At 41.4% G+C, this 23,381-nt stretch carries 17 protein-coding genes; 9 read left to right on the top strand and 8 right to left on the bottom strand.

The genetic code is table 11. The features are described 5' to 3' along the window. Window positions 1-23 precede the first annotated feature (23 nt). The 6 genes from DBR40_RS26055 (at window position 24) to DBR40_RS26030 (ending at window position 11,703) form a co-directional block, all read left to right on the top strand. A complete protein-coding gene (locus DBR40_RS26055) occupies window positions 24-3,386 on the top strand; it encodes a TonB-dependent receptor (protein WP_124562662.1) in 3,363 nt (1,120 codons plus the stop codon). Between the two features lie 12 nt (window positions 3,387-3,398). Beyond that, complete coding sequence (locus tag DBR40_RS26050; RefSeq protein ID WP_124562661.1) at window positions 3,399-4,814, top strand: RagB/SusD family nutrient uptake outer membrane protein; 1,416 nt, start codon at window positions 3,399-3,401, stop codon at window positions 4,812-4,814. An 8-nt stretch (window positions 4,815-4,822) separates the two neighbouring features. Continuing rightward, on the top strand, window positions 4,823-7,375 hold the full coding sequence (locus DBR40_RS26045; RefSeq protein ID WP_124562660.1) for a zinc-dependent metalloprotease: 2,553 nt from the start codon (window positions 4,823-4,825) through the stop codon (window positions 7,373-7,375). Between the two features lie 19 nt (window positions 7,376-7,394). Beyond that, window positions 7,395-8,480, top strand: a complete 1,086-nt coding sequence (locus DBR40_RS26040; RefSeq protein ID WP_124562659.1) for a TlpA disulfide reductase family protein — start codon at window positions 7,395-7,397, stop codon at window positions 8,478-8,480. A gap of 154 nt (window positions 8,481-8,634) precedes the next feature. Further along, window positions 8,635-9,879, top strand: a complete 1,245-nt coding sequence (locus tag DBR40_RS26035) for an amidohydrolase family protein (protein WP_124562658.1) — start codon at window positions 8,635-8,637, stop codon at window positions 9,877-9,879. 189 nt (window positions 9,880-10,068) lie between these two features. Continuing rightward, entirely contained in the window at window positions 10,069-11,703 is a 1,635-nt protein-coding gene (locus DBR40_RS26030; protein ID WP_124562657.1) for an ABC-F family ATP-binding cassette domain-containing protein, read from the top strand. A gap of 63 nt (window positions 11,704-11,766) precedes the next feature. Here DBR40_RS26030 and DBR40_RS26025 read toward each other — a convergent pair whose 3' ends face one another. The 5 genes from DBR40_RS26025 to DBR40_RS26005 all read right to left on the bottom strand — a co-directional run bounded on the left by DBR40_RS26025 (window position 11,767) and on the right by DBR40_RS26005 (window position 17,038). Beyond that, window positions 11,767-13,236 (bottom strand): TolC family protein, encoded by a 1,470-nt coding sequence (locus tag DBR40_RS26025; protein ID WP_124562656.1) that lies wholly within the window; start codon window positions 13,234-13,236, stop codon window positions 11,767-11,769. A 16-nt stretch (window positions 13,237-13,252) separates the two neighbouring features. Then, window positions 13,253-14,617: an HlyD family secretion protein gene (locus tag DBR40_RS26020; protein ID WP_124562655.1), complete on the bottom strand. Its 1,365-nt coding sequence runs from the start codon at window positions 14,615-14,617 to the stop codon at window positions 13,253-13,255. Then, on the bottom strand, window positions 14,610-15,614 hold the full coding sequence (locus DBR40_RS26015; RefSeq protein WP_124562654.1) for an ABC transporter transmembrane domain-containing protein: 1,005 nt from the start codon (window positions 15,612-15,614) through the stop codon (window positions 14,610-14,612). The genes DBR40_RS26020 and DBR40_RS26015 overlap by 8 nt, the downstream gene beginning before the upstream one ends. Before the next feature lie 153 nt (window positions 15,615-15,767). Further along, window positions 15,768-16,079 (bottom strand): hypothetical protein, encoded by a 312-nt coding sequence (locus tag DBR40_RS26010; protein WP_124562653.1) that lies wholly within the window; start codon window positions 16,077-16,079, stop codon window positions 15,768-15,770. Window positions 16,080-16,354: 275 nt separating this feature from the next. After that, window positions 16,355-17,038, bottom strand: coding sequence for a phosphonatase-like hydrolase (locus DBR40_RS26005; protein ID WP_124562652.1), 684 nt, complete (start codon window positions 17,036-17,038; stop codon window positions 16,355-16,357). A 244-nt stretch (window positions 17,039-17,282) separates the two neighbouring features. Between DBR40_RS26005 and DBR40_RS26000 the strand changes: the two genes are divergently transcribed. Genes DBR40_RS26000 through DBR40_RS25990 form a run of 3 tightly spaced genes read left to right on the top strand, consistent with a single transcriptional unit; the run spans window position 17,283 to window position 19,958 of the window. Continuing rightward, window positions 17,283-18,347: a zinc-binding dehydrogenase gene (locus DBR40_RS26000; RefSeq protein WP_124562651.1), complete on the top strand. Its 1,065-nt coding sequence runs from the start codon at window positions 17,283-17,285 to the stop codon at window positions 18,345-18,347. A 6-nt stretch (window positions 18,348-18,353) separates the two neighbouring features. Continuing rightward, complete coding sequence (locus DBR40_RS25995; RefSeq protein WP_233603994.1) at window positions 18,354-19,601, top strand: MFS transporter; 1,248 nt, start codon at window positions 18,354-18,356, stop codon at window positions 19,599-19,601. Window positions 19,602-19,628: 27 nt separating this feature from the next. Beyond that, window positions 19,629-19,958, top strand: a complete 330-nt coding sequence (locus DBR40_RS25990) for a hypothetical protein (protein ID WP_124562650.1) — start codon at window positions 19,629-19,631, stop codon at window positions 19,956-19,958. A 38-nt stretch (window positions 19,959-19,996) separates the two neighbouring features. Here DBR40_RS25990 and DBR40_RS25985 read toward each other — a convergent pair whose 3' ends face one another. The 3 genes from DBR40_RS25985 to DBR40_RS25975 are packed head-to-tail and all read right to left on the bottom strand — an operon-like array spanning window position 19,997 to window position 23,339. Beyond that, window positions 19,997-20,743 carry a succinate dehydrogenase/fumarate reductase iron-sulfur subunit gene (locus tag DBR40_RS25985; protein WP_124562649.1) on the bottom strand — a complete coding sequence of 249 codons (747 nt, stop codon included), beginning with the start codon at window positions 20,741-20,743 and terminating at the stop codon, window positions 19,997-19,999. A gap of 20 nt (window positions 20,744-20,763) precedes the next feature. Then, complete coding sequence (locus tag DBR40_RS25980; protein WP_124562648.1) at window positions 20,764-22,677, bottom strand: fumarate reductase/succinate dehydrogenase flavoprotein subunit; 1,914 nt, start codon at window positions 22,675-22,677, stop codon at window positions 20,764-20,766. Next, on the bottom strand, window positions 22,674-23,339 hold the full coding sequence (locus DBR40_RS25975; RefSeq protein ID WP_124562647.1) for a succinate dehydrogenase cytochrome b subunit: 666 nt from the start codon (window positions 23,337-23,339) through the stop codon (window positions 22,674-22,676). The genes DBR40_RS25980 and DBR40_RS25975 overlap by 4 nt, the downstream gene beginning before the upstream one ends. Window positions 23,340-23,381: the final 42 nt, after the last annotated feature.

The following is a 23,381-nucleotide window of genomic DNA, read 5'->3' as shown; positions in this document are numbered from 1 at the left end:
TATTCAACTTAAAAACCAAACAAATGTACAAATTTTACCCAAACAAACTGGGTGGGCCTTCTGGCCGTGTCCAAAAAATTCTGCTGATTATGCGTGTAACTACGTTTCTATTATTGGCTGCAATGATGCAAGTAAGTGCAGCAACACTTGCTCAAAGGGTTACAATTAATCAAAAAAATGCAAATTTAACCGATGTATTCAAGACAATAAGAACACAAACAGGTTACGATTTTATATATGATCAGGATTTAATTTCTAAATCTTTTCCGGTGAATATTAACGTTACCAATGCAGCGCTTAGTGAAGTACTGAAACGTTGTTTATCTAACCAATCGCTTACTTTCACTATTGAGAACAAAACGGTAATTATACAGGAAAAAAGCTTGCTCGATAAGGTGACCGGTTATTTTGATCATATTACTGTTACTGGTACTGTGCTTGATGAAAGAGGGCAGCCGTTTCCTGGTGTGAGCGTAAAAGTAAAAGGCACTAACCGCTCAACGGCTACAGGAAACAACGGTAAGTTTTATATCTCGGCTTCTGATGAAAACCCAACGCTTGTTTTATCATATGTTGGTTACAAAACAATTGAAGTTACAGCAACAGCTATATTAACCGTTAACATGGTGCTTGATCCGGCTAAGTTGGATGAAATAATGGTTATCGGTTACGGAACAACTACACGCAGGTTCAGCACAGGTTCGCAGGTTGGCATTAGCGCAAAAGATATCGAAAAGCAACCTGTTACCAACGTGTTACAGGCATTGCAAGGCCGTATGGCTGGTGTAACCATTGTGCAAACGAATGGTTTACCTGGCGCGGGCATTAATGTTCAGATAAGAGGTGCAAATGCCATTGGCCTGAACGGTGTTAAAGCAAACCGCCCACTTTATATCATCGATGGTGTTCCGTACTTGTCTGAGCCAATCAATACTGCAGCTTTTGCTTCATCACAATCCGGAGCAGCATTACCCTCTGCAGAAGGCAATACTAGCCCAATGAATACCATAAATCCGTCTGATATCGAAAGCATTGAGGTTTTAAAAGATGCAGATGCAACAGCTATTTACGGTTCGAGAGGGGCAAATGGTGTGGTATTAATTACCACCAAAAAAGGAAAACCAGGCAGAACAAAATTTAATGTCAATGCTTCAACCGGAGTTTCTAATGTATCGCATTTTGTAGAAACGGTGGGCACTGAGCAATATCTGGCACTAAGAAGAAAAGCTTTTGCCAATAATACCACAAACCCGGCAACACCAACAGCAACAACTGCTCCCGATCTGCTGGTTTGGGACCAGAATGGTTATACCGATTTTCAACGTTATATGTTGGGCAATACAGCGCATACAAACGATGTAACTGCAAGTTTATCGGGTGGGAATGAATTAACGAACTTTTTCTTAAGCGGAACTTATCACAAAGAAGGAAATGTTTTTCCGGGCGATCAGGGGTATCAGCGTGGTGGTGGTAAGTTAAACTTAAATCACGCTTCGCTCGATCAACGTTTTAATTTATCGCTAAGCGCCATTTATTCAACCGATAAAAATAACATTTCTACTACTGATTTAGCTACCTGGGCATATAGCCTGGCGCCAAATTTCCCCTTGTATAAAGCAGACGGGAGCTTAAACTGGGATGGTTTTACCAATAATCCCTTGGGATATTTAAGTCAATCGAATGATAACCGTACTTCGAACCTGTTAACCAATTTAGCTTTAAAATATAATGTGTTAAAAGGTTTGGATGTTAAGGCAAGTTTAGGTTATAGCAAAACGGATATGAACCAGGTGGTTACAAGACCATTATCTTCATTAAATCCGAATTTAAACCCAACATCGGGTACGGCAAATTACACTTATAATTATACAAATAACTATATCGTAGAACCCCAAATTACCTATACCAACAAAATCTGGAAAGGTACATTGAATGCTTTGGTGGGTGGAACTTATCAGTTTAAACAATCCAAATTGCCTTACAGCACAAGTGCATCAGGATTTACCTCTGATGATTTTTTAAGAACTGTTACAGCTGCCTCAATAGTAAGTACAACAAGCAGTTCTGTTGATTATAAATATGCATCGCTGTTTGGCAGGGTAAATTATAATGTGGCAGATAAGTACATCTTAAACGTTAATTTTAGAAGGGATGGTTCTTCGAGGTTTGGGCCAAACAATAAATTCGGTAATTTCGGATCAGTTGGTGGCGCATGGATTTTCTCTGAAGAAAAGTTGCTGAAAGATAAGTTCAGTTGGTTCAGTTTTGGTAAACTTCGTGGCAGTTATGGCGTTGTGGGGAGCGATGATATCGATAATTATGGCTATTTGGATACATACACGGCTTCAACTTATGTTTATGCGGGTTCAACGGGGTTAAACCCATCACGTTTGCCAAATCCCGATTACAAGTGGGAGGAAACCAAAAAGCTGGATATTGGTTTAGATTTGGCTTTTTTCAATGACCGTTTATCTTTAAGTGCTTCTTATTACCGCAACAGAACGAGTAATCAGCTAATTAATTTAACAACTAGTGCGCAGGCTGGTTTTACGGGTTACCAAAGTAATTTGCCGGCAACGGTTCAAAACTCAGGCTGGGAATTGAGTATCTCAAGCACAAATATCAGAAATAAAGATTTTTCATGGAGCTCTTCATTTAATATCAGTCAAAACCACAATAAATTATTGTCATTTCCTGATATCGAAAAATCATCATACTTCGCTACTTACGTAGTTGGTAATCCGATTAGTTCATACTATTTATACCAATATGCAGGCATAAATCCTGCAACCAACCTACCATCATTTACCGATTTTAATAGTGTTGGTGGTATTAATAGTCCAACAACAGGTTTTGCTGCAACTGGTCGCGGAGACCGGTATTATGCTGGTACTTCTTATCCTAAATTTTACGGTGGCTTAACCAATACTTTTAGTTATAAAAAATTAACACTTGATTTTACATTCCAATTTGTAAAACAACAGGGTAGAAGTTTGTTGTCTTCGTCATTCTATCCTCCGGGATATTTTAGCAATGCAGCCTTAAGTATTGTAAATGATTATCTGGCGCTGGGCTCTCCCGATTATTTGGTTAGTGCAGGAACGCGTGGCACTGCAGGTTCGGCAGCGTATTTGGCTTACAGCTATTATACCGGTTCGGATGCTTCTTTGGTTGATGCTTCATTTATCAGGTTAAAGAATGTGAGCTTATCTTATGTATTGCCAACTAAATGGATTTCTAAAACCAATGCGCCAAACATCAGGGTGTACGCACAGGGACAGAATTTATTTACCATCACCAATTATGAAGGGTTCGACCCTGAATCGCAAGGCGTAGCAACTCCGCCATTGCGCACTTTAATTGCTGGTTTACAGTTCACTTTTTAAATCCGAATCATCATGTTAAAATCAAAATACAACATCATCATTTGCTCGCTGGTTTTCATCGCGATGGCCGGTGCAGGATGTAAAAAAATTATCGATATAGATGCACCTTTAAATCAGGTTACAACCGATTTGGTATTTGCATCAGACAAGCTGGCAACCAGTGCGCGGTCAGGTCTTTTTAGCAGTTTATCGCAAACCACAACCCAATCTACAAACCTTACGGTTTATAGCTCGTTACAGGCTGATGACCTGCTGTATCTTTCTACGGTAGGCGGTTTGCAGGAATATAACAATAACAGTTACAATGCACTGAGTACGGGGCAGGCAAGTATTTTTTCGGAGTGGTATGCTGTTATTTACCGTGCAAATGCCATTATTAATGGTCTCGAAAGCTCTACGGGAGCTTCGGATGCAATTAAAAAGCAATACATAGCTGAGGCTAAGTTTGTAAGGGCTTACTGTTATTTTAACCTGGTTAATACCTTTGGCGATGTGCCTTTGGTTTTGGTTACCGACCCAACAATCACTGCATTTCAGCCTAGAGAGGCCACTGCAAACATTTACACCAAAATTATTGCTGACCTTAGCGACGCAAAAGCGAACCTGTTAAGCGATTATTCGGCAACGGCAGGCGACCGCTTAGGAGTAAATAAATTTGTTGCTACCGCACTTTTGGCAAGGGTATATCTGTTTACCGGTAATTATGCTGCGGCCGAAACCAATGCTTCGGAAGTAATTGCATCAGGTTTATATACCCTGATTCCGAGGGCAACTATGGGCACAGGGTTATTTATCAAAAATAGCGCAGAAAGTATCTGGCAAATGTCGCCACCTGTAGTTGCAACGAACCAATATACAAACGAAGCGGCTACTTTTATTCCAAGTACTACAACAGCAGTAACCAGTTTTGTTTACCGCATTGATCCAAGGTTTACGGCTTTATTTGAAACAACAGATCTAAGGCGGATTAACTGGATGAACCACACCACACTTTCGGGTGCGGTTTACACGCTTCCTTTCAAATACAAGTATCGTACACAGGCTTTGGCGGTAACAGCTGGCGTTACCGAATTTCAAACTGTAATTAGATTGGCAGAAGTTTACCTGATCCGTGCAGAAGTAAGGGCAAGAATCGGAACAAATTTAACAGGTGCCCTGAGCGATTTGAATGCCATACAAACAAGAGCTGCGGCTACGTTAAGCACTATTACCGTTCCTGCAACCTTATTAAGTGATATTGCACTCGAAAACAGAAAGGAACTTTTTTGTGAGCAGGCTTTCCGCTGGTTCAATTTAAAACGTACAGGTGAAGCTGATGCCGTTTTAAGTGCGATTAAGGCAGGTTATACACCCAAATCAAAACTGTTACCGCTTCCACAAGCGGCTCTCGACGCTAACTATACTTTAACTCAAAACCCAGGTTACTAAAAACACAAATGAAAACAAAAAAACAAATTAATGTCAGGTATTTTTACCTGGCATTAGCCATCGGCATGCTCGGTGCAACCGTACAATCGTGCAGCATTTTAAAAAAGAAAAAGAAAACTCCTGTAGTAACGGCTGTTGCGCCAAAGCCAAAAACAGATTCTTTAAAAAATCCAATTAAGCCTTACAGTGAGGTAATTACCGCAAAAGCAGTAAGCCAAAAAGGATTGTTTACTGTTCATAAAATAGCAGATAAATATTTCTTTGAAATTCCGAACACTTTGCTTAAAAAGGAGATTTTGGCGGTAAACAGGTTAAGTAAATCAACACCTGGAGCCGGTAATTACGGAGGGGAAGAAGTTGGTGCCCGTATTGTGTACTGGGAGTTAGGACCAAATAATAAGCTGTTCCTAAAAGTTTCGGCAACGGTTAGCATTGCCGATTCTACCGATATGATTTCAAAAGCGGTGGCCAGTTCGAACTTAAACCCGATAATGGCAGCTTTTCCAATTAAGGCAAAAAGTAAAGACTCATCATCAGTGGTAATTGATGTTACAGATTTCTTAATTAGCGAAACCCCCTTATTATCTTTCGATGCAGAAAATAAGAAAGCATACAGTTTAGGTGCACAGGCGGCCGACCGTTCTTACATCGAAAGTGTAAAGAGTTTTCCAATCAATACCGAAGTAAAAAGCATCCGTACCTACAATACTGTTGGCGGCAGGCTACCTGCTGCAAGCGAGGCTGGTGCCATTACTTTGGGCATGAATACCTCTTTTGTAATGCTTCCCGAAAACCCGATGAGAAAGCGTATGTACGATGCCCGTGTGGGTTTCTTCGCCAGTGCAAACATCAGGTATAAAGATGATCAGCAGAAAGTAGAGCAGGAGGCATTTATTCACCGCTGGAGATTAGAGCCCAAAGAGGAGGATATTGAAAAATTTAAAAAAGGAGAGCTCGTAGAACCCAAAAAACAGATTGTTTATTATATCGATCCGGCAACACCAAAAAAATGGAGGCCATTCCTGATTGCTGGTGTAAACGATTGGCAAAAAGCTTTTGAACAGGCTGGTTTTAAAAACGCAATTGTTGGTAAAGAATGGCCAGAGGCCGATACAACAATGAGTTTAGATGATGCACGTTTCTCTGTAATCCGTTACTTTGCATCTCCACAGCAAAATGCTTACGGACCAAACATTGCCGATCCGCGCACCGGCGAAATTTTGGAAAGCCACATTGGCTGGTACCACAATGTAATGAACCTGGTACACCGTTGGTACATGATCCAGGCTGGTGCAATAGATCCGAAAGCCCGCAAAAATAAATTCGATGATGAGCTGATGGGGCAATTAATCAGATTTGTTTCTTCGCACGAAATAGGTCATACATTAGGCTTACGCCACAACATGGGCGCGAGTAGTACTGTGCCCGTAGAAAAATTGAGAGATAAGAAATGGGTTGAAGCACATGGCCACACGCCATCAATTATGGATTATGCCCGTTTTAATTATGTGGCGCAGCCAGAAGATAACGTTAGCGAAGCCGGAATTTTTCCGAGAATTAACGATTACGATAAATGGGCCATTCAATGGGGATACAAGCCGATTTTTGGTACTGCAAATGCTGCGGCCGATAAAAAAATCCTCAACAAAATTACCATTGATAGCTTAGCATCCAACAAAAGACTTTGGTTTGGTGGCGAAGGCAGAGATTACGACCCACGTTCTCAATCTGAAGATTTAGGAGACGATGCGATAAAAGCAAGTCAGTATGGCATTAAGAACTTAAAGCGTGTAGTTCCACAGTTAATTTACTGGACCAGGGAAGATGGCGAAGATTATACCGATTTGAAAGAAATGTATAAAGAGGCAGTTGGACAGCTTTCTAAATATGCTTATCACGTAATTAAAAACTTGGGAGGTGTTAACGTAACTGAAAAAACTTACGAGCAGGCAGGTGCGGTTTATAAACCTGTTAGTCTGGCCAAACAGAAGGAGGCGATTAAATTTATTAACGATGAAATTTTTACCACGCCAAAATGGTTGTTAAACGAGCAGATTTTAAATAAGATCGATCCTAAATATGGTTTTGGTGAAGTTGAGAATTTGCAATCGGGTGTTGTTGCTTCGGTTACTTCTCAAAGCCGTCTATTCCGTTTAATGGTTAACCAACGCGATTATGGAAAAGGTGCTTATTCGCCTCAGCAATGGTTAAACGATCTGAAAAACGGTATTTTTTCGGAGATAAAAACCGGAAAGGCTATTGATTCTTACCGCCGCAGTTTGCAGAAAATGTATGTGGGTAGTATCATCACCATGTACAATAAACGCTTTGCATTACAAGGTTCGTTGGATAATATTCTGGCTGGAGTTACACCAACTGAAATTCTGCTTTATTCGAATGTTAAGCCCCTGGCGCTGGCGCATTTAAAAGATCTCCGCAAAGATATTGGTAGTGCTATTGGCAGAACGAACGATTCGGATAGCAAAATACACCTGGCTTATTTAAAACAAATGCTGGATAAGATTTTAACAGAATCGCCAATACCGGGATTAAACTACTAATATTTTAAAACAGATCGTGATGATGCTACAAAATATCAAAAACATTGCATTACAGGTTTTGATTCTGATGCTATGTTCTACTGTGTATGCGCAACAATTTGCGCATACCACAGGAAACATAGCAGGTTTGGGAAACGGATGGATTAAATTTTCTTATGAATTTGATGATACCCTTTATCAGGATTCTGTGCAGGCTAAATCTGATGCTTTTGAAATTAAAATTCCGCTGGTAGAAACGGCTATTTGTACCTTATCAACATCGGTTAATAAGCAAATTAGGATTTTTATAGTAGAAAATAGTCATGTTAAGGTTAATGGAGTAGCTGATAAAATTTACGAGCTTAATATATCCGGATCAAAGGAGAATGACCTGTTTAACGACTATAAAAAGAATTTAGCAGCAATTCCGGGTAAGCGACCCTCGTTATCCGGAAATCATGATGCCGATAAGGCTGCACTCAGTAAATATGCAGCAGCCCTTCAACTGTTAAAAGATAGTGTGCTAAACAATTTTATTTCGGCGAACCCGGATCGGGTAAGCTCAGCAATAGCGATTTTTAATATGTACGTTACTTATCCCGATAGGATAAAAGCGGCTGATGCCTATTCCAAGTTATCGGCTGGTGTTCGGCAATCAGGCTATGGTAAAGAAATAAAGCAATTTATCGATGCGGAAGCAATTACCATTGCTGGGGCTCTAGCTCCTGAGTTTTCTTTAAAAGATGGCGGAGGCAAAATGGTTTCACTAAAAGATTTTAGCGGGAAGTATGTGCTGATTGATTTTTGGGCAAGCTGGTGCGGACCATGCAGGTTAGAGAATCCCAATTTAATTAAAGCCTATCAGAAATTTAAAGGCAAGGGTTTTACCATTGTTGGCTTATCCATGGATAGCTCTAAAGAAAACTGGTTAAAGGCTGTTGAACAGGATAAACTTTCATGGATTCAGTTAAATGATCCAAAATCTACCAGTGGAAAAACTGCGGGTATATATGGCGTTAAAAGCCTGCCCGCAAACTTTTTAGTCGATCCATCGGGTAAAATTATTGCCAGAAATTTAAGGGGAAACGCTTTGGAAGAACAGCTCAATAGCATATTTAACAAGTAATTTATGAAAAAATAAGTCATTACAGACTTGAAAATTAACAACTGGGTAGAAGCAGTTGATGTTAATAGTAGTTAGATAATGATGCAGGACGACGGATGTCTCCTGCATTTTTTATGATGATAATTTTTAAACTTTTCAATCCATCAGAAAAAAAATGAAATATATAGTTCACAAATTGTTTAGCATTGTTTTTTTGTGGCTTTTAGCTTTGCCAGCTGTTTTCGCACAACAAAAACAAGAAGCAGTTTATCTCACCCTGAAAAACGTAAATATTGTTGATGTAGAGAAAGGAAAGCTAGATACCGGAATGACAATCCTGATCAAAAATGATCGGATTACAGCTATTTTTCCAGCTAAAAAAAACAAAACAAGAGGAAAGGTAATCGATTTGCAGCATCGTTTTATCATTCCCGGATTGGTTGATTCGCATGTACATGTAAGTAGTATTGGCGGTTCACCGATCGAAAGGTCCTATCAATATCTTGATTATTTGCTCAGGCATGGAATTACCGCTATTAGAGATCCTGCAGCAAATGGTGTAATCCTGCAAAAAGTTCAGCAAGATGTTAATTTGGGTATTAAGCCTGGTCCAGCTATTTATTATGCTGCATTTATGGCCGGCGATTGGTATTACAACCGGGATATGAACATTAGAAAAGAGCCTTATCACCCCTGGGAGCAATGCTTAAAACCAGGTGTTAATTTGGATAGTGCAATGAAAGTGGCGAAAAATTTTGGTGCTACCGGTGTAAAATTATACCATTCTTTTGATGCCGCTTTTTTAAAGGAAATTGTTGTGGCAGCCAAAAGAAATCATTTGCTGGTGTGGGGCCATGCCATGATGTATCCTGCCAGACCTTTAGAAGTGGTTAAGGCTGGGGTAGAAGTAATTTCTCATGCCAGCATGCTATCTGCTTTGATCAATGATCCAAAAATGAATTACCGGAAAGTTCCGCAGGCCTATAAAGACAGTGTTGGGGCAAACATTGATGTAAGCGAACTGGCTGCAGAAATGAAGAAAGGTAATGTGATACTGGATGCCACGCTAAGCGTTTCGGAGATAAAGGAGCAATGGATTTTTGACATTGTAAAAAAGCTTCACCGTTTAGGTGTTAAAATTTCTGCCGGAACGGATAAAATTACGGTGCTCAGCAATCCATATCCCCATTTGCTGGATGAGCTTAACTATTTCGTGAGCGATTGTGGTTTTAGTCCGGCAGATGCTTTAGCTGCTGCTACAATTATTGCTGCTGAAACGATTGGACAGGAGCAAAACATTGGAAGCATTAAGGTTGGGAAAAAAGCAGATTTTGTGGTAATTAAAGACAATCCCTTAAATGATATCAATAAACTAAAAGATCAATACATGGTTATCAAACACGGTAAGGTAGTTGAATAATAAACTTCCATTACAGTCAATCTTCGGGGCAAGGCAAAAAGTATTGTTTAGGTTCTCCTACAGCGCCAGTTAAAAGGGAGGAGCCAAATATTTTTGCCTTGCCTTGATTTACTTACCAAACGTTCTATTTCTCTCGTTATAATCCCGTCGCTTTCCCTTATCTTTGCGGCAATTCAATATTTTCATACTGTGATTAATGTAAATAACATCTCCGTTTCATTTGGCGGAACCACTTTGTTTAGCGATGTAACCTTTTCGATAAACGAGAATGATAAAATTGCCCTGATGGGTAAAAACGGTGCAGGTAAGTCGACAATTCTAAAGATTATTGCCGATGTAGCCAAACCTACAACGGGTAATGTAACGGGGCCGAAAGAAGCTGTAATCGCTTATTTGCCCCAGCATTTACTTACTCAGGATAAGGTTACCGTTTTTGAAGAAACCATGAAGGCTTTTGAAGAGGTTACCCAGATGCAAAAAGAGCTTGATGAGCTGAATGAGCAACTGACCATTCGTACCGATTACGAAACCGATGACTACATGAAGCTGATTGAACGTGTATCGGAGCTGAGTGAGAAGTTTTATTCGATCGAAGAAACGAATTACGATGCAGAGGTAGAGAAAGTGTTAAAAGGTTTGGGTTTCGAACGTAAGGATTTTACCCGCCAAACTTCTGAGTTTTCGGGCGGATGGCGCATGCGTATTGAGCTGGCTAAAATTCTGTTAAAGAAACCCGATCTGATTTTATTAGATGAGCCTACCAACCACATGGATATTGAAAGTATTCAATGGCTGGAAGACTTTTTAATTAACTCGGCAAAAGCGGTAATGGTCATCTCACACGACCGTGCATTTGTGGATAACATTACCAACCGTACTATTGAGGTAACTATGGGACGGATATACGACTACAAGGCTAAGTATAGCCATTATTTGCAATTGCGTGCCGATCGCCGTATACATCAGCTAAAAGCTTACGAAGAGCAACAGCGTTTTATTGCCGATAACCAGGAATTTATCGATCGGTTCAGGGGGACTTACTCTAAAACCTTACAGGTACAATCGCGTGTAAAAATGCTCGAGAAGCTCGAAGTTATTGAGATTGATGAGGTAGATACATCAGCATTGCGCTTGAAATTCCCGCCTTCGCCACGTTCAGGGCAATACCCGGTAATGGTAGAGGAGCTAACCAAAACTTATGGCGATCATGTGGTGTTCCAAAAAGCATCGATGGTAATTGAAAGGGGAGAAAAGGTAGCTTTCGTTGGTAAAAACGGCGAAGGTAAGTCGACCATGATCAAAGCCATTATGAACGAAATTGATTTTGAAGGCGGTTTAAAAGTAGGTCATAACGCCAAAATTGGTTATTTTGCCCAAAATCAGGCTGCATTATTGGACGAAAATCTAACCGTATTCGAAACTATTGATCAGATTCCGTTAACGGATGGTAGCATCAAAATTAAAGACCTTTTGGGTGCATTTATGTTTAGTGGCGATGATACAACCAAAAAGGTTAAAGTGCTGTCGGGAGGTGAAAAAACCCGTTTAGCCATGATTAAGTTGTTGTTAGAACCGGTAAACGTGCTGATTCTGGATGAGCCTACCAACCATTTGGATATGAAAACCAAAGACATTATTAAAGATGCCCTAAAGGATTTCGACGGAACCTTGATTCTGGTATCGCACGATCGTGATTTCTTAGATGGATTGGTGCAAAAAGTATTCGAGTTTGGCAATAAACGCGTGCGCGAGCATTTCGAAGATATTAAAGGCTTCCTGGCTTATAAGAAAATGGATAACCTTAAAGAAATAGAACAAAATTAATTTAAATATTGCAGGCCGTAAACTGAGTATAATCTTTTACAGCCTGCATCATTACAGCCTTTGCTAATTTAGCATGGCCCGCGTACCTGCCTTGTAATATAATTCTGCCAGTGCTTTCTGGTAGCCTGCAACCATACTTTCCTGCTTAATCTTCATCTCTATAAGCTTGGTTTCTCTACTGTTGATTAAAAAAAGCGTACTCTCGCCTAAATTAAACTTTTGATTTTCACCGTTTACAAGCATTTGCTGGTTTTCGATGCTTTTTAACTGTACTGCAAGTTGCGTAGAATAAGCCGACAAATCGTTGTAAGAGGCCATTACCTGGTTCCTGATTTCCCTTCCCGACTGTTGAAGATCATAATTTAGCTCTTGTTGTTTAATTTTTACCTCTCTTAATTTGCCTCGCTCAGACCTTAAAAAAAGCGGGAAAGCGAGCTCAACGCCGAATTTATAATTGCTCCAGTTGAAATCATAATATCCCGGTATATTGCTGTTAAAACCAGTTCGGCCGGAGATGAGGTTACCAATAACATTCAGTTTAGGCTTTAGCATTTCCTGGCGGTAACTTTTTTCAACAGCCAGTTGCTCGCCCTTACTGCGTAATTTTAAGATTTCAGGATGTTGACTCGCAGCTTGACCTAGCAACGTATCCAGCAGCTGTGGATTGGGCCGGTCCATTTTATTAACCATGTTTTGTGGTACCGCCTCGATCGGTAGTTCCAAAGGATTGCCTGCTTCGTTCCATAAATGGTTAGAAAGTACCAGCCTGGCATTTTGCAATTCGATCGCTGTTTTTTCTTTCTGGATAATCCGCTCCTGAACCGTAATATAAGCTTCAACCGAATCGATAACTGGTTTATCACCTATAAGCGTTTGTGCACTGAGGGCTTTAAATCTACGTTGAGCCAAATCCAGCCCCTCATTAACCAGTTCAAATTGTTTGTAAGTGTAGTACCAGTTCCAGTAATCTTTAACAACACCATACCAAACGCTGTTAATCTGTTTCAACTGATCGGCCTCTGCATACTGCACCATTATTTTCGATTGGCGAAGTGTACTTCTCCGTGCATCAATAATTAAACCTTGCCCAAGGGGGATACTTAGTCCTATAGCCGATAAACCTTGCCCATTGGTACGGCTTTCAGGGTTCACATAGGTACCTACATTGCGTTCGTAGCCCAATTTTAAATCAGCACCCGCAAGCCAAAGGGGAATTTTAAGCTCATTGTTCCATTTGTTGTAATATTCGGTATTGCCAAATAACTTCCGGCTAAAGCCTGCCTTTAATTCAGGATCAAAATAACCGAGTGATTGTAACACCTTTGCGCGTGCCGATTCGCTAAGCAAAGCAGTCTGTTTAACGATAGGATGGTATTTGAAAACCATCAGTTGCAAATCATCAAGGGCGAAAATCCTGGCACTATCGGTATTTTGTTTTACTGTTGGGCTGCTAGCGATTTGGGCAAAACTTAGTTTAAACGATAGTAAGATGAAGAGCAGTATTGTTGATGTTTTTTTAAAAACGATGTTCATTTTAATGCCTCCAAACCTATTTTTTGTCTTTAGTAATGCCTGCCGGTTCTTTTTCTAAACTAGGCGGAAAACCATTCAGCTGACGCCATATTTCGTACCAAAGCGGTACAGAACGCAAGATGATGCGGCCGTAAACGCCCGAACCTTGCCTCAGCTGAGGTGGCCAGGGTTCGTCTTTTGATGGAACCGGATTGGTTTGGCTCACCAGTAAACGGTATTTTCCGCCCGTGCTGCTCATGCGGTCGATAGAAAAAACTTTACCTGCAAAAGTACCCACTGCTACCGATGGCCATCCCGAAAATTGAACCGATGGCCAGCCTTCAAATTGCAGTCGTACATCGCTGGTATCCAATATCAGGGGTACGTCCATGGCGCTTACATATAATTCTGCCGCTACCATGGGCGATTTTGGCTGTAAAGTAGCTACCGATTCTCCTTCCTTAATGTTCTCGCCAATACCGGCTTTTAAGGTTTTAACAATGAATCCACTCTGGGGTGCACGCACTACATAAAGACCTCGTCTGATACTTACATTGGAAATATCGTTGCGCAATTTGGCAATATCGCCCTGTGCACTGGCCTTACTCGATATGGCCGAACTCATGTCTGATTGGGCCTTCGAAATCGATTCCTGGTACTTCGCCTTAATGTTATCGAGCTCAATTGAAGCGTTTAATAAACTCTGTGCCGAATTGTTTAGCTTGTTTCGCTGACTTATTACCTTGGCATTATCTTCCTGTAGTTTAAGGCGGCGGGTTTCAATGTCGGTAAGCGAGAAAAGCCCGTTTTTGTATCCTGTCTCATAGCGTTCTAAACGCACTTTTGTGGTTTCGTAAAACTTTTGAACTGCAAGCAGGTCTGCACTGTCAATGCTCACATAGTTTCTGGCCTGTAGCACTTTGTTTTCGGCGGCTTTCATCTGAAAGTGTAAACCATCGCTAAGGGCATTCATTTGTGCTTTAGTGGCATCAATCTTTTGTACGGCAGCAGTTTCGCTTCCCCGCTTGGCATCAAGCTGTTCTTTCAAACGTGTTGGTAGTTCCGGATCAAAATACGATTGGCTGGTTTCAGAAATTACGAGAATGGTGTCGCCTTTTTGCACCTCTTGTCCTTCGCGTACTGCCCAATGTTCTATACGTCCACCAATTTGGTTTTGCACCGTTTGGGGGCGGTCTTCTGGCCGTAGTGCGGTAACAGTGCCTCGTCCCGGAATGGTTTGACGGTAGGGAAGAAAAAGTAGGAGCACAAAAAAAGCAATGATAAAGAGTAGTATTCTGCCCAGTCGCTTGGTTCCCCTTGCATCTATAATTTTGCTGTTGGCATGTACCGAAAGCGTTTCCCAGTTCTGGAGCTGTGCCAGGTTGTTACTTATCTTACCCATGGTTATAATCTCCTTCCTCCAGCTCCAGGTCGGTTACTACCGCAAGTTTCTCACTACCGGTTATCATATCAAACACCGTGTTTAAATTGGTCATCAGCTTTTCGATGGCATAACTAATCTGCACAATAATTACCTCAGCGGCTACAAACTGGCCAAAAGTCATCTGTCGTTCTACAACGAAATAAGAGCCTAAAAGCAGTAAGGCGCCCATAAGCACGGTACGCATGGCCACAGCGCTAACAAAAAACTTTTTCAATATGCCAAAGTGGTCGTTGCGGGCCTGGATATAGTTTGCGGTAATCTTATCAGTACGTTCGATAATCTCTTTGCGCTTTGCCGGGCTTGACCGGTAGGTGTCCAAATCAGAAGCAATATCTTCCAGGTAGCCAACCACCTCGTATTTATAGCCAGACTCATCAATGCTGGTACTTACTCCCTGACGATAATACAGCACCAGGATCAGTGCAATAACAATAAGTACGAAGGTGCCAAAAGCCATAAAAACAGGGTGATAGAAAGAAAGCAGTATTACGCTGAAAAAGATCAGCACTGCTGCGGCAACAATATCAACCAGGAGCTTGGTAAGGCCTTTCTGAATGGTAAGGATATCGAAAAAACGATTAACAAGCTCAGTGGGGTTTTCGCCCTCCAAAGCCTTCTTTTTAATTCTGGGCAGGCGGAAGGCAAACTCCAGTGCCGCCTTGGTAAAAATCTTTTGTTCCAGAAACTCTACCAGGGTTAGCTGGCCAATAAGGAGCAGACCACCAACCACAATGCCTACCAGAATTACTGCAATAAGAATGTAGGTAGAGCTGTACATGGCCCCGTTTGATAGCAGGTTGAAAACTGCACTGGTACCGAGCGGAAGTGAAAGGCCTATTAAGCCAATTAATATGGCATAAATATAAATGTAATTGATGGTTTTACGCTCTAAGTGGAGCATACGTACCAATCTTTGCCAGGGCGACGGAGTGCCGGCAACAGTATGATTTTTCATTTTTTTGATCTTAAAATCAGGCAGAAAAGGTTGCAATGCAACATCGATTAGCCTGGGATAAACGTGAACTTTTTTAGGACATAACCAATCCCAACACCTGCTAAAACAGGTTTAAAGAAAATAACATTTTGGAATAACAAGATATTCCTGGTATTAAGCAGTTAAATCGGGAGGCGGTGTAGGTACGTTTCTGGCCGGCGAACTACATAGGCGTAGTCCGTACAGGTATTGGTTAATGGCCAGGCAATCGCCAGGTGTTGGGTTTAAGCCAGTCAGATCCGATGATTCGTAAAGCAACAGTTTCTTTTTTAGTTTTTCGAAAGATTCCTCTTCTTTTGCCTTATTTTCTTCACCGCTTTTTTCAATGGCATAAGCATAATCGGTAGATAACAATATGGTTATTGCACTGGTAAAGAATTTCGTGGCAAACAGGACCAATACCATAATGCCGAAAATCTTTTTCAATAAATTTTTTCTTAATAACCTCATCATCTGATCACAAATATAGGATCGGTGAGGCATCTAAAACCATTCGGACAGTAAAAACAGGCACTTTTTTAAAAGCCTGACACAAATGTTATACTAACATTAAAACGAGATTAGAGAAAGGCAAAAAGCAGATTTATTGGCTAGACATATGAGCCCGGCTGTGGTGTGTAAAAATGAAAACGTCCATTAGTAAACAACAAGGTTGAGCTGTATACCAATGGACGCTAATTGAGTGCGCTAATTAGTGTAAATTAATTTGGAATAATATCCAGTATCTGTATCAAATGATCTATTACAGCATTTGGGTTTGCATTTTGCAACTGTTCTCTGGTATGTGCGCCTGTGGTAATACCGATGCTCAGGCTACAGCCTGCATTTTGGCCTTCTTCTATATCAATGCTCGAATCGCCAACTTTCATCACAGCACTGCCGTCAGTAATTTCATATTGTTTCATGGCCAGTAAAATCATATCCGGTTCAGGCCTGTTCTGTTCAACCTCAGAGGCTGTAATCAGCGCATCAAAATCTTTGCCTGGTACCCATCCAAGCCTGTTAAGTATGGCTTCTGCAGTTGGTCTGTCATATCCAGTATTCAATACCGTGCGGATATTCTTTGCTTTAAGTTTTTCAAAAAGATCTGTAGCGCCTGGCTGTGGTAAAATCTCTTCGGTTTCATAAGCTGATTTCAATTGCGTTATAAAATCATCATAAATGGCAAGAACCATTTCTTCGTTAAAATCTGCTCCATAAGTTTTAAGCACCGATCTGATAGCCTCTTTCTTCTCTTTTCCGGCGGCTACCGCTAATACCTGATCAAGATTGTACGAATATCCGGCTGCATTAATAGCATTCATTAGTGTTTTGTAAACCAGGTTATCTTCGTTTACTGTAGTGCCGGCCATGTCGAACACCACCATTTTAATTTCAGGGCGCATTTGCTATTGTTAAATGGGGTTAATTAAATAAGATTGTAATTTCAACCTGCTAATAAAGCATTTCGGCAACAAATATAATCATGTTAGTAATGCTAAACAAATGTTTAGTAAAAGTTAACATTTAAATTAACATTTGTTTACCTTTGTTAAACATTAGATGTTCACTTTTGTGGTATTGGCCCTTTAGGGTTGGTAACGCTAAACTAGTGTTAATGATAAAGTAACGCTAAGTATAAAATAATTTATGGATAAAGCAACTCTGGTTGTCTTCAACGGAGCGGGCACCGCTCTTGAAGAGATAAAAACCGATATTCCTGATTTAAAACCGGGAGAGATACTAATTAAAAACCTATATACGACCATTTGTGGTAGCGATTTGCATACCTATTGTGGCTTACGGCACGAGGCGGTACCAACCGTTTTAGGCCACGAAATTGTTGGCGAAATTGCAGGGTTTCATCCTGGTCACAATGGGCTTGATTATTTGGGAACACCACTCCAGATAGGTGATAGGGTAACCTGGAGCATTTTTGCATCCGATGCCAACTCAGAAAAAGCGAGGGCAGGAATGCCGCAAAAGGGCGGAGGTCTTTTTAAATATGGCCACGCGCAGGTTACTGCTACCGATGCATTGCACGGGGGACTTTCTACGCATTGTGTGTTAAAGCAAGGTACAACTGTTTTAAAGTTGAGTAAAGAAATCCCGCTTAAGGTAGCTGCTACCATTAATTGTGCTGTAGCTACTGTAGCAGGTGGAGTGCGCCTTTCGGGCAACCTGCAGGGGAAAAAGGTCTTAATTTCAGGCGTAGGATTATTGGGGTTAGTGTGTGCTGCCATGTGTAGTGCAGATGGTGCAACTGAAATTCATGTAGCCGATTTAAATGGAGAACGCCTGAAGCTGGCTGAAGCGTTCGGTGCCAATGTGCAGCATTTGTTAAATCAAAATCCTACGCTTCCAACAGATATTGATGTGGTTTTTGATATGAGCGGCTCTCCAGATGCAATGGAAATGGGCCTTGAGGCATTAACCGTTGGGGGCATAGCAGTTTGGATTGGCGCAGTATTTAAAACCCGCAGTGTGGCCATTAATGCTGAGCAGGTGGTGAGGAAACTGAATACCATTAAGGGGCTTCACAATTATAATTACGATGATTTTGTGCAGGCAGTAAAATTTATAGAAAAAAATTATTCGAAGTTTCCCTTCCAGGAACTGGTTTCTGCTGAGTTTGCATTAACAGATGCCGAAAGTGCCTTTAATTTTGCGGTGGCAAATAAGCCCATCCGCGTTGGTATAAATATAGCCCCATAACCCCTAATGAGCAATGAGAAGGCAATAAGCCAAAAGTGGAAGATGTTGTTGGTAACCATGTTGTGTTACCTCTTCTTTTATACCGGCCGGCACAACTTTGGCTGGGCCGTAAAGGGAATGGTTGCTTCGTTAAACATTCCATACAGCACCATCGGCTGGATTAGTTTTTGCATGCTTATCGGCTATGCAATTGGACAGTTTATTAATGGCAACCTTGCCGATAGGTTAAGCCCAAAACTGATGGTAGTGGCAGGGGCATACCTCTCTATTGTAACCAATATTGCAATAAGTTTTTCGAGTAGTGCAACAGTAATTATGTTATTATGGGGACTCAACGGCTTTTTTCAGTCAATGGCCTGGGCCCCTGGTGCAAAACTAATTAACAACTGGTGGGATGAGCATGAACGTGGAAAAGCCTTTGGTTTTTATACCATGGCCGCAGGGTTATCTTCTGCGGTAACTTACTTAATCTCTATCATTCTGCTGCAACAAGGTATTGAATGGCGGATGCTTTTCAGGCTCCCTGTACTCTTGCTATTGGTTTCTGCGACCATCTTTCTAATTATAGCCAAAGATAAGCCTGAAGCTAAGCTTGATGAAAGTATGTTGGCGAAAAACGAGCAAACAGATTGGCTCGACCGCTATAAAGAGGCATTCAGGAATAAGAAATTTCTGTTTACCTCGTTGGCTTTTGGCTTTGAGAGTATGGCTCGTTACGGACTTATTTTTTGGGTGCCCGTGCATTTTCTGGGTAAAAACTGGAAAGATAATCCCGGAAATATCTGGGTTACGTTCCTGCTGCCGATCGGTATGGCGATTGGGGCCCTGTGTTTTGGTGTCTTATCGGATACACTTTTTAAAGGAAACCGGTTAAAGGCTATCGTGGTAGGTATGGCCGCCAGTGCAGCATTATCGCTGCTCATTTTCTTTGTACCATCGCAAGAGCTCGTGCTCAGCGGGGTGTTAATGTTGTTAACAGGTTTCTTTGTTTATGGGCCACAGGCTTGTTTCTGGCCATTAAGCCCCGATATGCTAGGTAACAAGCTAACGGGTACCGGTGTAGGCATTATGAACATGTGTGGTTATCTTTTTGCAGCCATAGGTGAGCCGTTTTTAGGTTATGTAATAGACGTTACCGGCGATAGCAATAATATTTTTATTGTAACTGCTCTGGCTTGCCTGATGTCGGCTACCATTGCATTTTTTGTATCCCGGTCAGGTAAAAACCACAGTTTGTCAGTTGCCGGATTTTAATGGCGCATAGCAATCCAGAGATGATTTATGAGTTTAAGAGGAATAAATAAACGTACTGTTGCCAATCTGATTGGTTTGCTCGATCAGTTGGAAGAACTTGATCGTTTATTAGGCAGCAGCGATGAAGAATGTAACGAGGTAAAGGCATTTAAACAGGATTTGAACGAAGCCTATCGGCAATATGAACGCATGCTTGCTGAAATAGCGGTGCATGTAAGTGTTTGTCAGGGTATTTATAATAAAATCAGGTTAAGGTTTATTCCTGAAAAATTAAAGGGTTTAAGACGCACGGTTCCACAAGACAGTTATGAGTTTATTTTGCTCAGGGAAAGTATTCGGAAAAGCCATTTGATATAAGGGTTGTTTGTTTTTTACTTTAAAAATAAGAACAAGACTTAAGGCTTAAATAACATAGACTTGTTGTATTCGTAATTCATACGTGCAATATTTAATACCGATATGGCCTGTGGGCACTCTACCTCGCATGCCTCAGTGTTAGAGCAGTGGCCAAAGCCTTCTGCATCCATCTGGCTTATCATATTAGCTACACGCGTTGCTGCTTCCAGTTTTCCCTGTGGTAACAAAGCCATGTGTGTAATTTTTGCTGAAGTAAATAGTGCTGCGCTTGAATTTTTACAAGTGGCTACACAGGCTCCACAGCCAATGCACGCTGCCGAATCGAAGGCATTTTCAGCAATCTGGTGCGAAATTGGAATACTATTGGCCTCAGGAGCCTGTCCGGTTGAGGTAGTAATAAAACCACCAGCCTGTATAATGCGGTCAAATCCACTCCTGTCAATTTTAAGGTCGCGAAGAATAGGAAAAGAAGCGGCCCGGAAAGGTTCGATATAAATGGTATCACCATCTTTAAAACTGCGCATATGCAACTGGCAGGTAGTAGTATTGGCTAATGGTCCATGGGCCTGCCCATTAATCATCACGCCACATTGCCCACATATTCCTTCACGGCAATCGTGATCGAATTCTATAACACGCTCTCCTTTTTGAATGAGGGTTTCGTTAAGGAGATCGATCATTTCCAGAAAGGACATGTGTTCAGATACTTCATTTAGCTGATAATCTGTCATCTTTCCGGAGCTATCCCTGTTTTCCTGCCTCCATATTTTTAAGTTCAGTTTCATAGTAAGAAATTTAAATTAACCTATTTATAACTGCGTATTGTAAGATCAACGTTTTCAAATATCAAGGGCTCTTTGTGTAATTCCTGTACCTGGTCATAGCCTTTCCATTCCCAGGCCGATACAAAACAGAAATCACGGTCATTTCTAACCGCTTCGCCATCCGCTGTCTGGTATTCCTCTCTAAAGTGTGCCCCACACGATTCCTCTCTGGTTAGCGCATCATAACACATCAGTTCGCCCAGTTCAAGGTAATCGGCTACTCTTCCTGCCTTTTCCAGCTCGCTGTTTACCTGGTTATCTCCGGTTATTTTAAGATCCTGATAAAAAGATGCTCTTAGTTCTTTAATCTCCTTAATCGCTGATAAAAGACTGGTTTTACTACGTGAGAGGCCGCATTTGTTGTACAACAATTTACCAAGAGCTTTATGGTAGTAATCGGCCGAAAGATGCCCGTTGATGTTTAAAAACTGATCTAACTGTTTTTTAACGCTATTTTCAGCTTCAATAAAAGCAGGGTGGTCGGTATCTATTTTCACTGTATGAAGCTCTCCAGCCAAATAATCGGGAATGGTATATGGAGCAATAAAATAACCATCTACACAGGCCTGTAACAGCGAATTTGCTCCTAATCTGTTGGCCCCATGATCTGCAAAATTGGCTTCTCCTAAAGCAAATAAGCCAGGTATTGTGGTCATTAACTGGTAATCGACCCACAAACCGCCCATGGTAAAATGTGCTGCCGGCGAAATGAGCATGGGCTGCTCATATGCATTGATACCGGTTATTTTTTCGTACATGCTAAACAGGTTGCTGTACTTTTCCCTGATTTTATCTTTTCCCTGTTCACTAATGGCTTTTGAAAAATCGAGACATACTGAGTTTTTCATTAGGCCAACTCCACAACCTGCATCAATACGTTCTTTTGCGGCCCTCGAGGCAATATCACGCGGCGAAAGATTGCCAAACGCCGGATAGCGGCGTTCTAAATAATAATCTCTTTCTGTTTCGGGAATATCTTTTGGCGCTCTTGTATCATCCGCTTTACTGGGTACCCAAATCCGGCCGTCGTTCCTTAACGATTCCGACATCAGGGTTAATTTCGACTGATGTTCGCCAGATTGTGGTAAACTGGTAGGATGAAACTGAATCCAGCTCACTCCCGACATTAAGGCTCCTTTTTTGTGCGTCCGCCATATGGCAGAACTGTTGCAACCCATAGCAAGCGTAGAGAGGTAATATACTTTTCCGTATCCACCGGTAGCCAATACAACTGCGTTAGCTGCATAGCGCTCTATTTTTCCGGTAAGCAGATCGCGGGTAATGATACCTCTGGCTTTGCCATCTACCACCACCAACTCGAGCATCTCGTGGCGGGTATAGGTTTTTACTTTGCCCAAATGTTCCTGGCGCATAAGTGCCTGGTAAGCACCTAGCAGCAATTGCTGTCCCGTTTGCCCGCGGGCATAAAATGTACGCGAAACCTGTACACCTCCAAACGATCTGTTGTTGAGGTAACCACCGTACTCGCGGGCAAAAGGTACGCCTTGCGAAACGGCCTGGTCAATCAGTGCGGCAGAGCATTCGGCTAGCCGATATACATTGGCCTCCCGCGAGCGGAAATCGCCACCCTTTATCGTATCGTAAAACATTCGGTATACGCTATCTCCGTCGTTTTTGTAATTTTTAGCGGCATTTATCCCTCCCTGTGCAGCAACCGAATGGGCCCGTCTTGCAGTATCCTGAAAACAGAACGACTTCACATTGTAGCCTTGTTCGGCCAGTGAAGCTGCACAAGAGGCTCCTGCAAGCCCTGTGCCCACCACAATAATATCAAGTTTCTTCCGGTTGGCCGGATTAACCAGTTTAGCGTGCTGTTTATAATTGTTCCACTTATCAGCAAGCGGTCCTAGCGGAATTTTTGCATCTAATCTCATAATTGGCTATTTAAATAAACGTAAACAGGCATGGCCATAAAACCAAGGGTAATGGTTGCTGTATACACCCAGCCCAGTACTTTTATCCATCTTACATATTTTGGATGAAATATACCTATGGTACGTGCAGCACTAAAAAAGCCATGTAAAAGATGAAAACCCAGCGCAATTAAAGCTATTTCGTAAACCAATACATACCAGAGCTCACTATAAGCTTTGGTTACTATAGTGTACAGGTCTTTATTGCCTTTAGCATCAAGCGGAAGGTCGGTAAATTTGTACTGGTACCAAAAATCTTTCATATGGATGATTAGAAACAGAAATATAATGGTACCGAGTAAACCCATATTTCGGCTGTACCAAACACTAGCTTTTCCGCGTTTATCGTATGCGTATTTTGTTCCACTGGCGGCGGTATTTTTATGTGTTACCAGTATCGCATAAACGGTATGGCCTATAATCGATGTATACAGGATGTAGGAAATAATCTTAATAATGATGTTACCCGCCAGTAAATTGGAATACCAGTTAAATTGTTCGTGCGCTATTCCGGGATCGAGGAAAAGTTGCAGGTTACCAAGCAGGTGAATGACTAAAAAGAAGCATAAGAACAGGCCTGTTGCAGACATCCATAATTTATGCTGTAGCGAGGTTGTTTTCATAATAATGCAGTTGGTGAATGTTAAAAAAATAAACAATTGGTT

Origin of the sequence: Pedobacter sp. KBW01, from assembly GCF_003852395.1 — a bacterium.
Taxonomy (GTDB): Bacteria; Bacteroidota; Bacteroidia; order Sphingobacteriales; family Sphingobacteriaceae; genus Pedobacter.
This window is presented reverse-complemented; position numbering and strand designations above follow the sequence as displayed.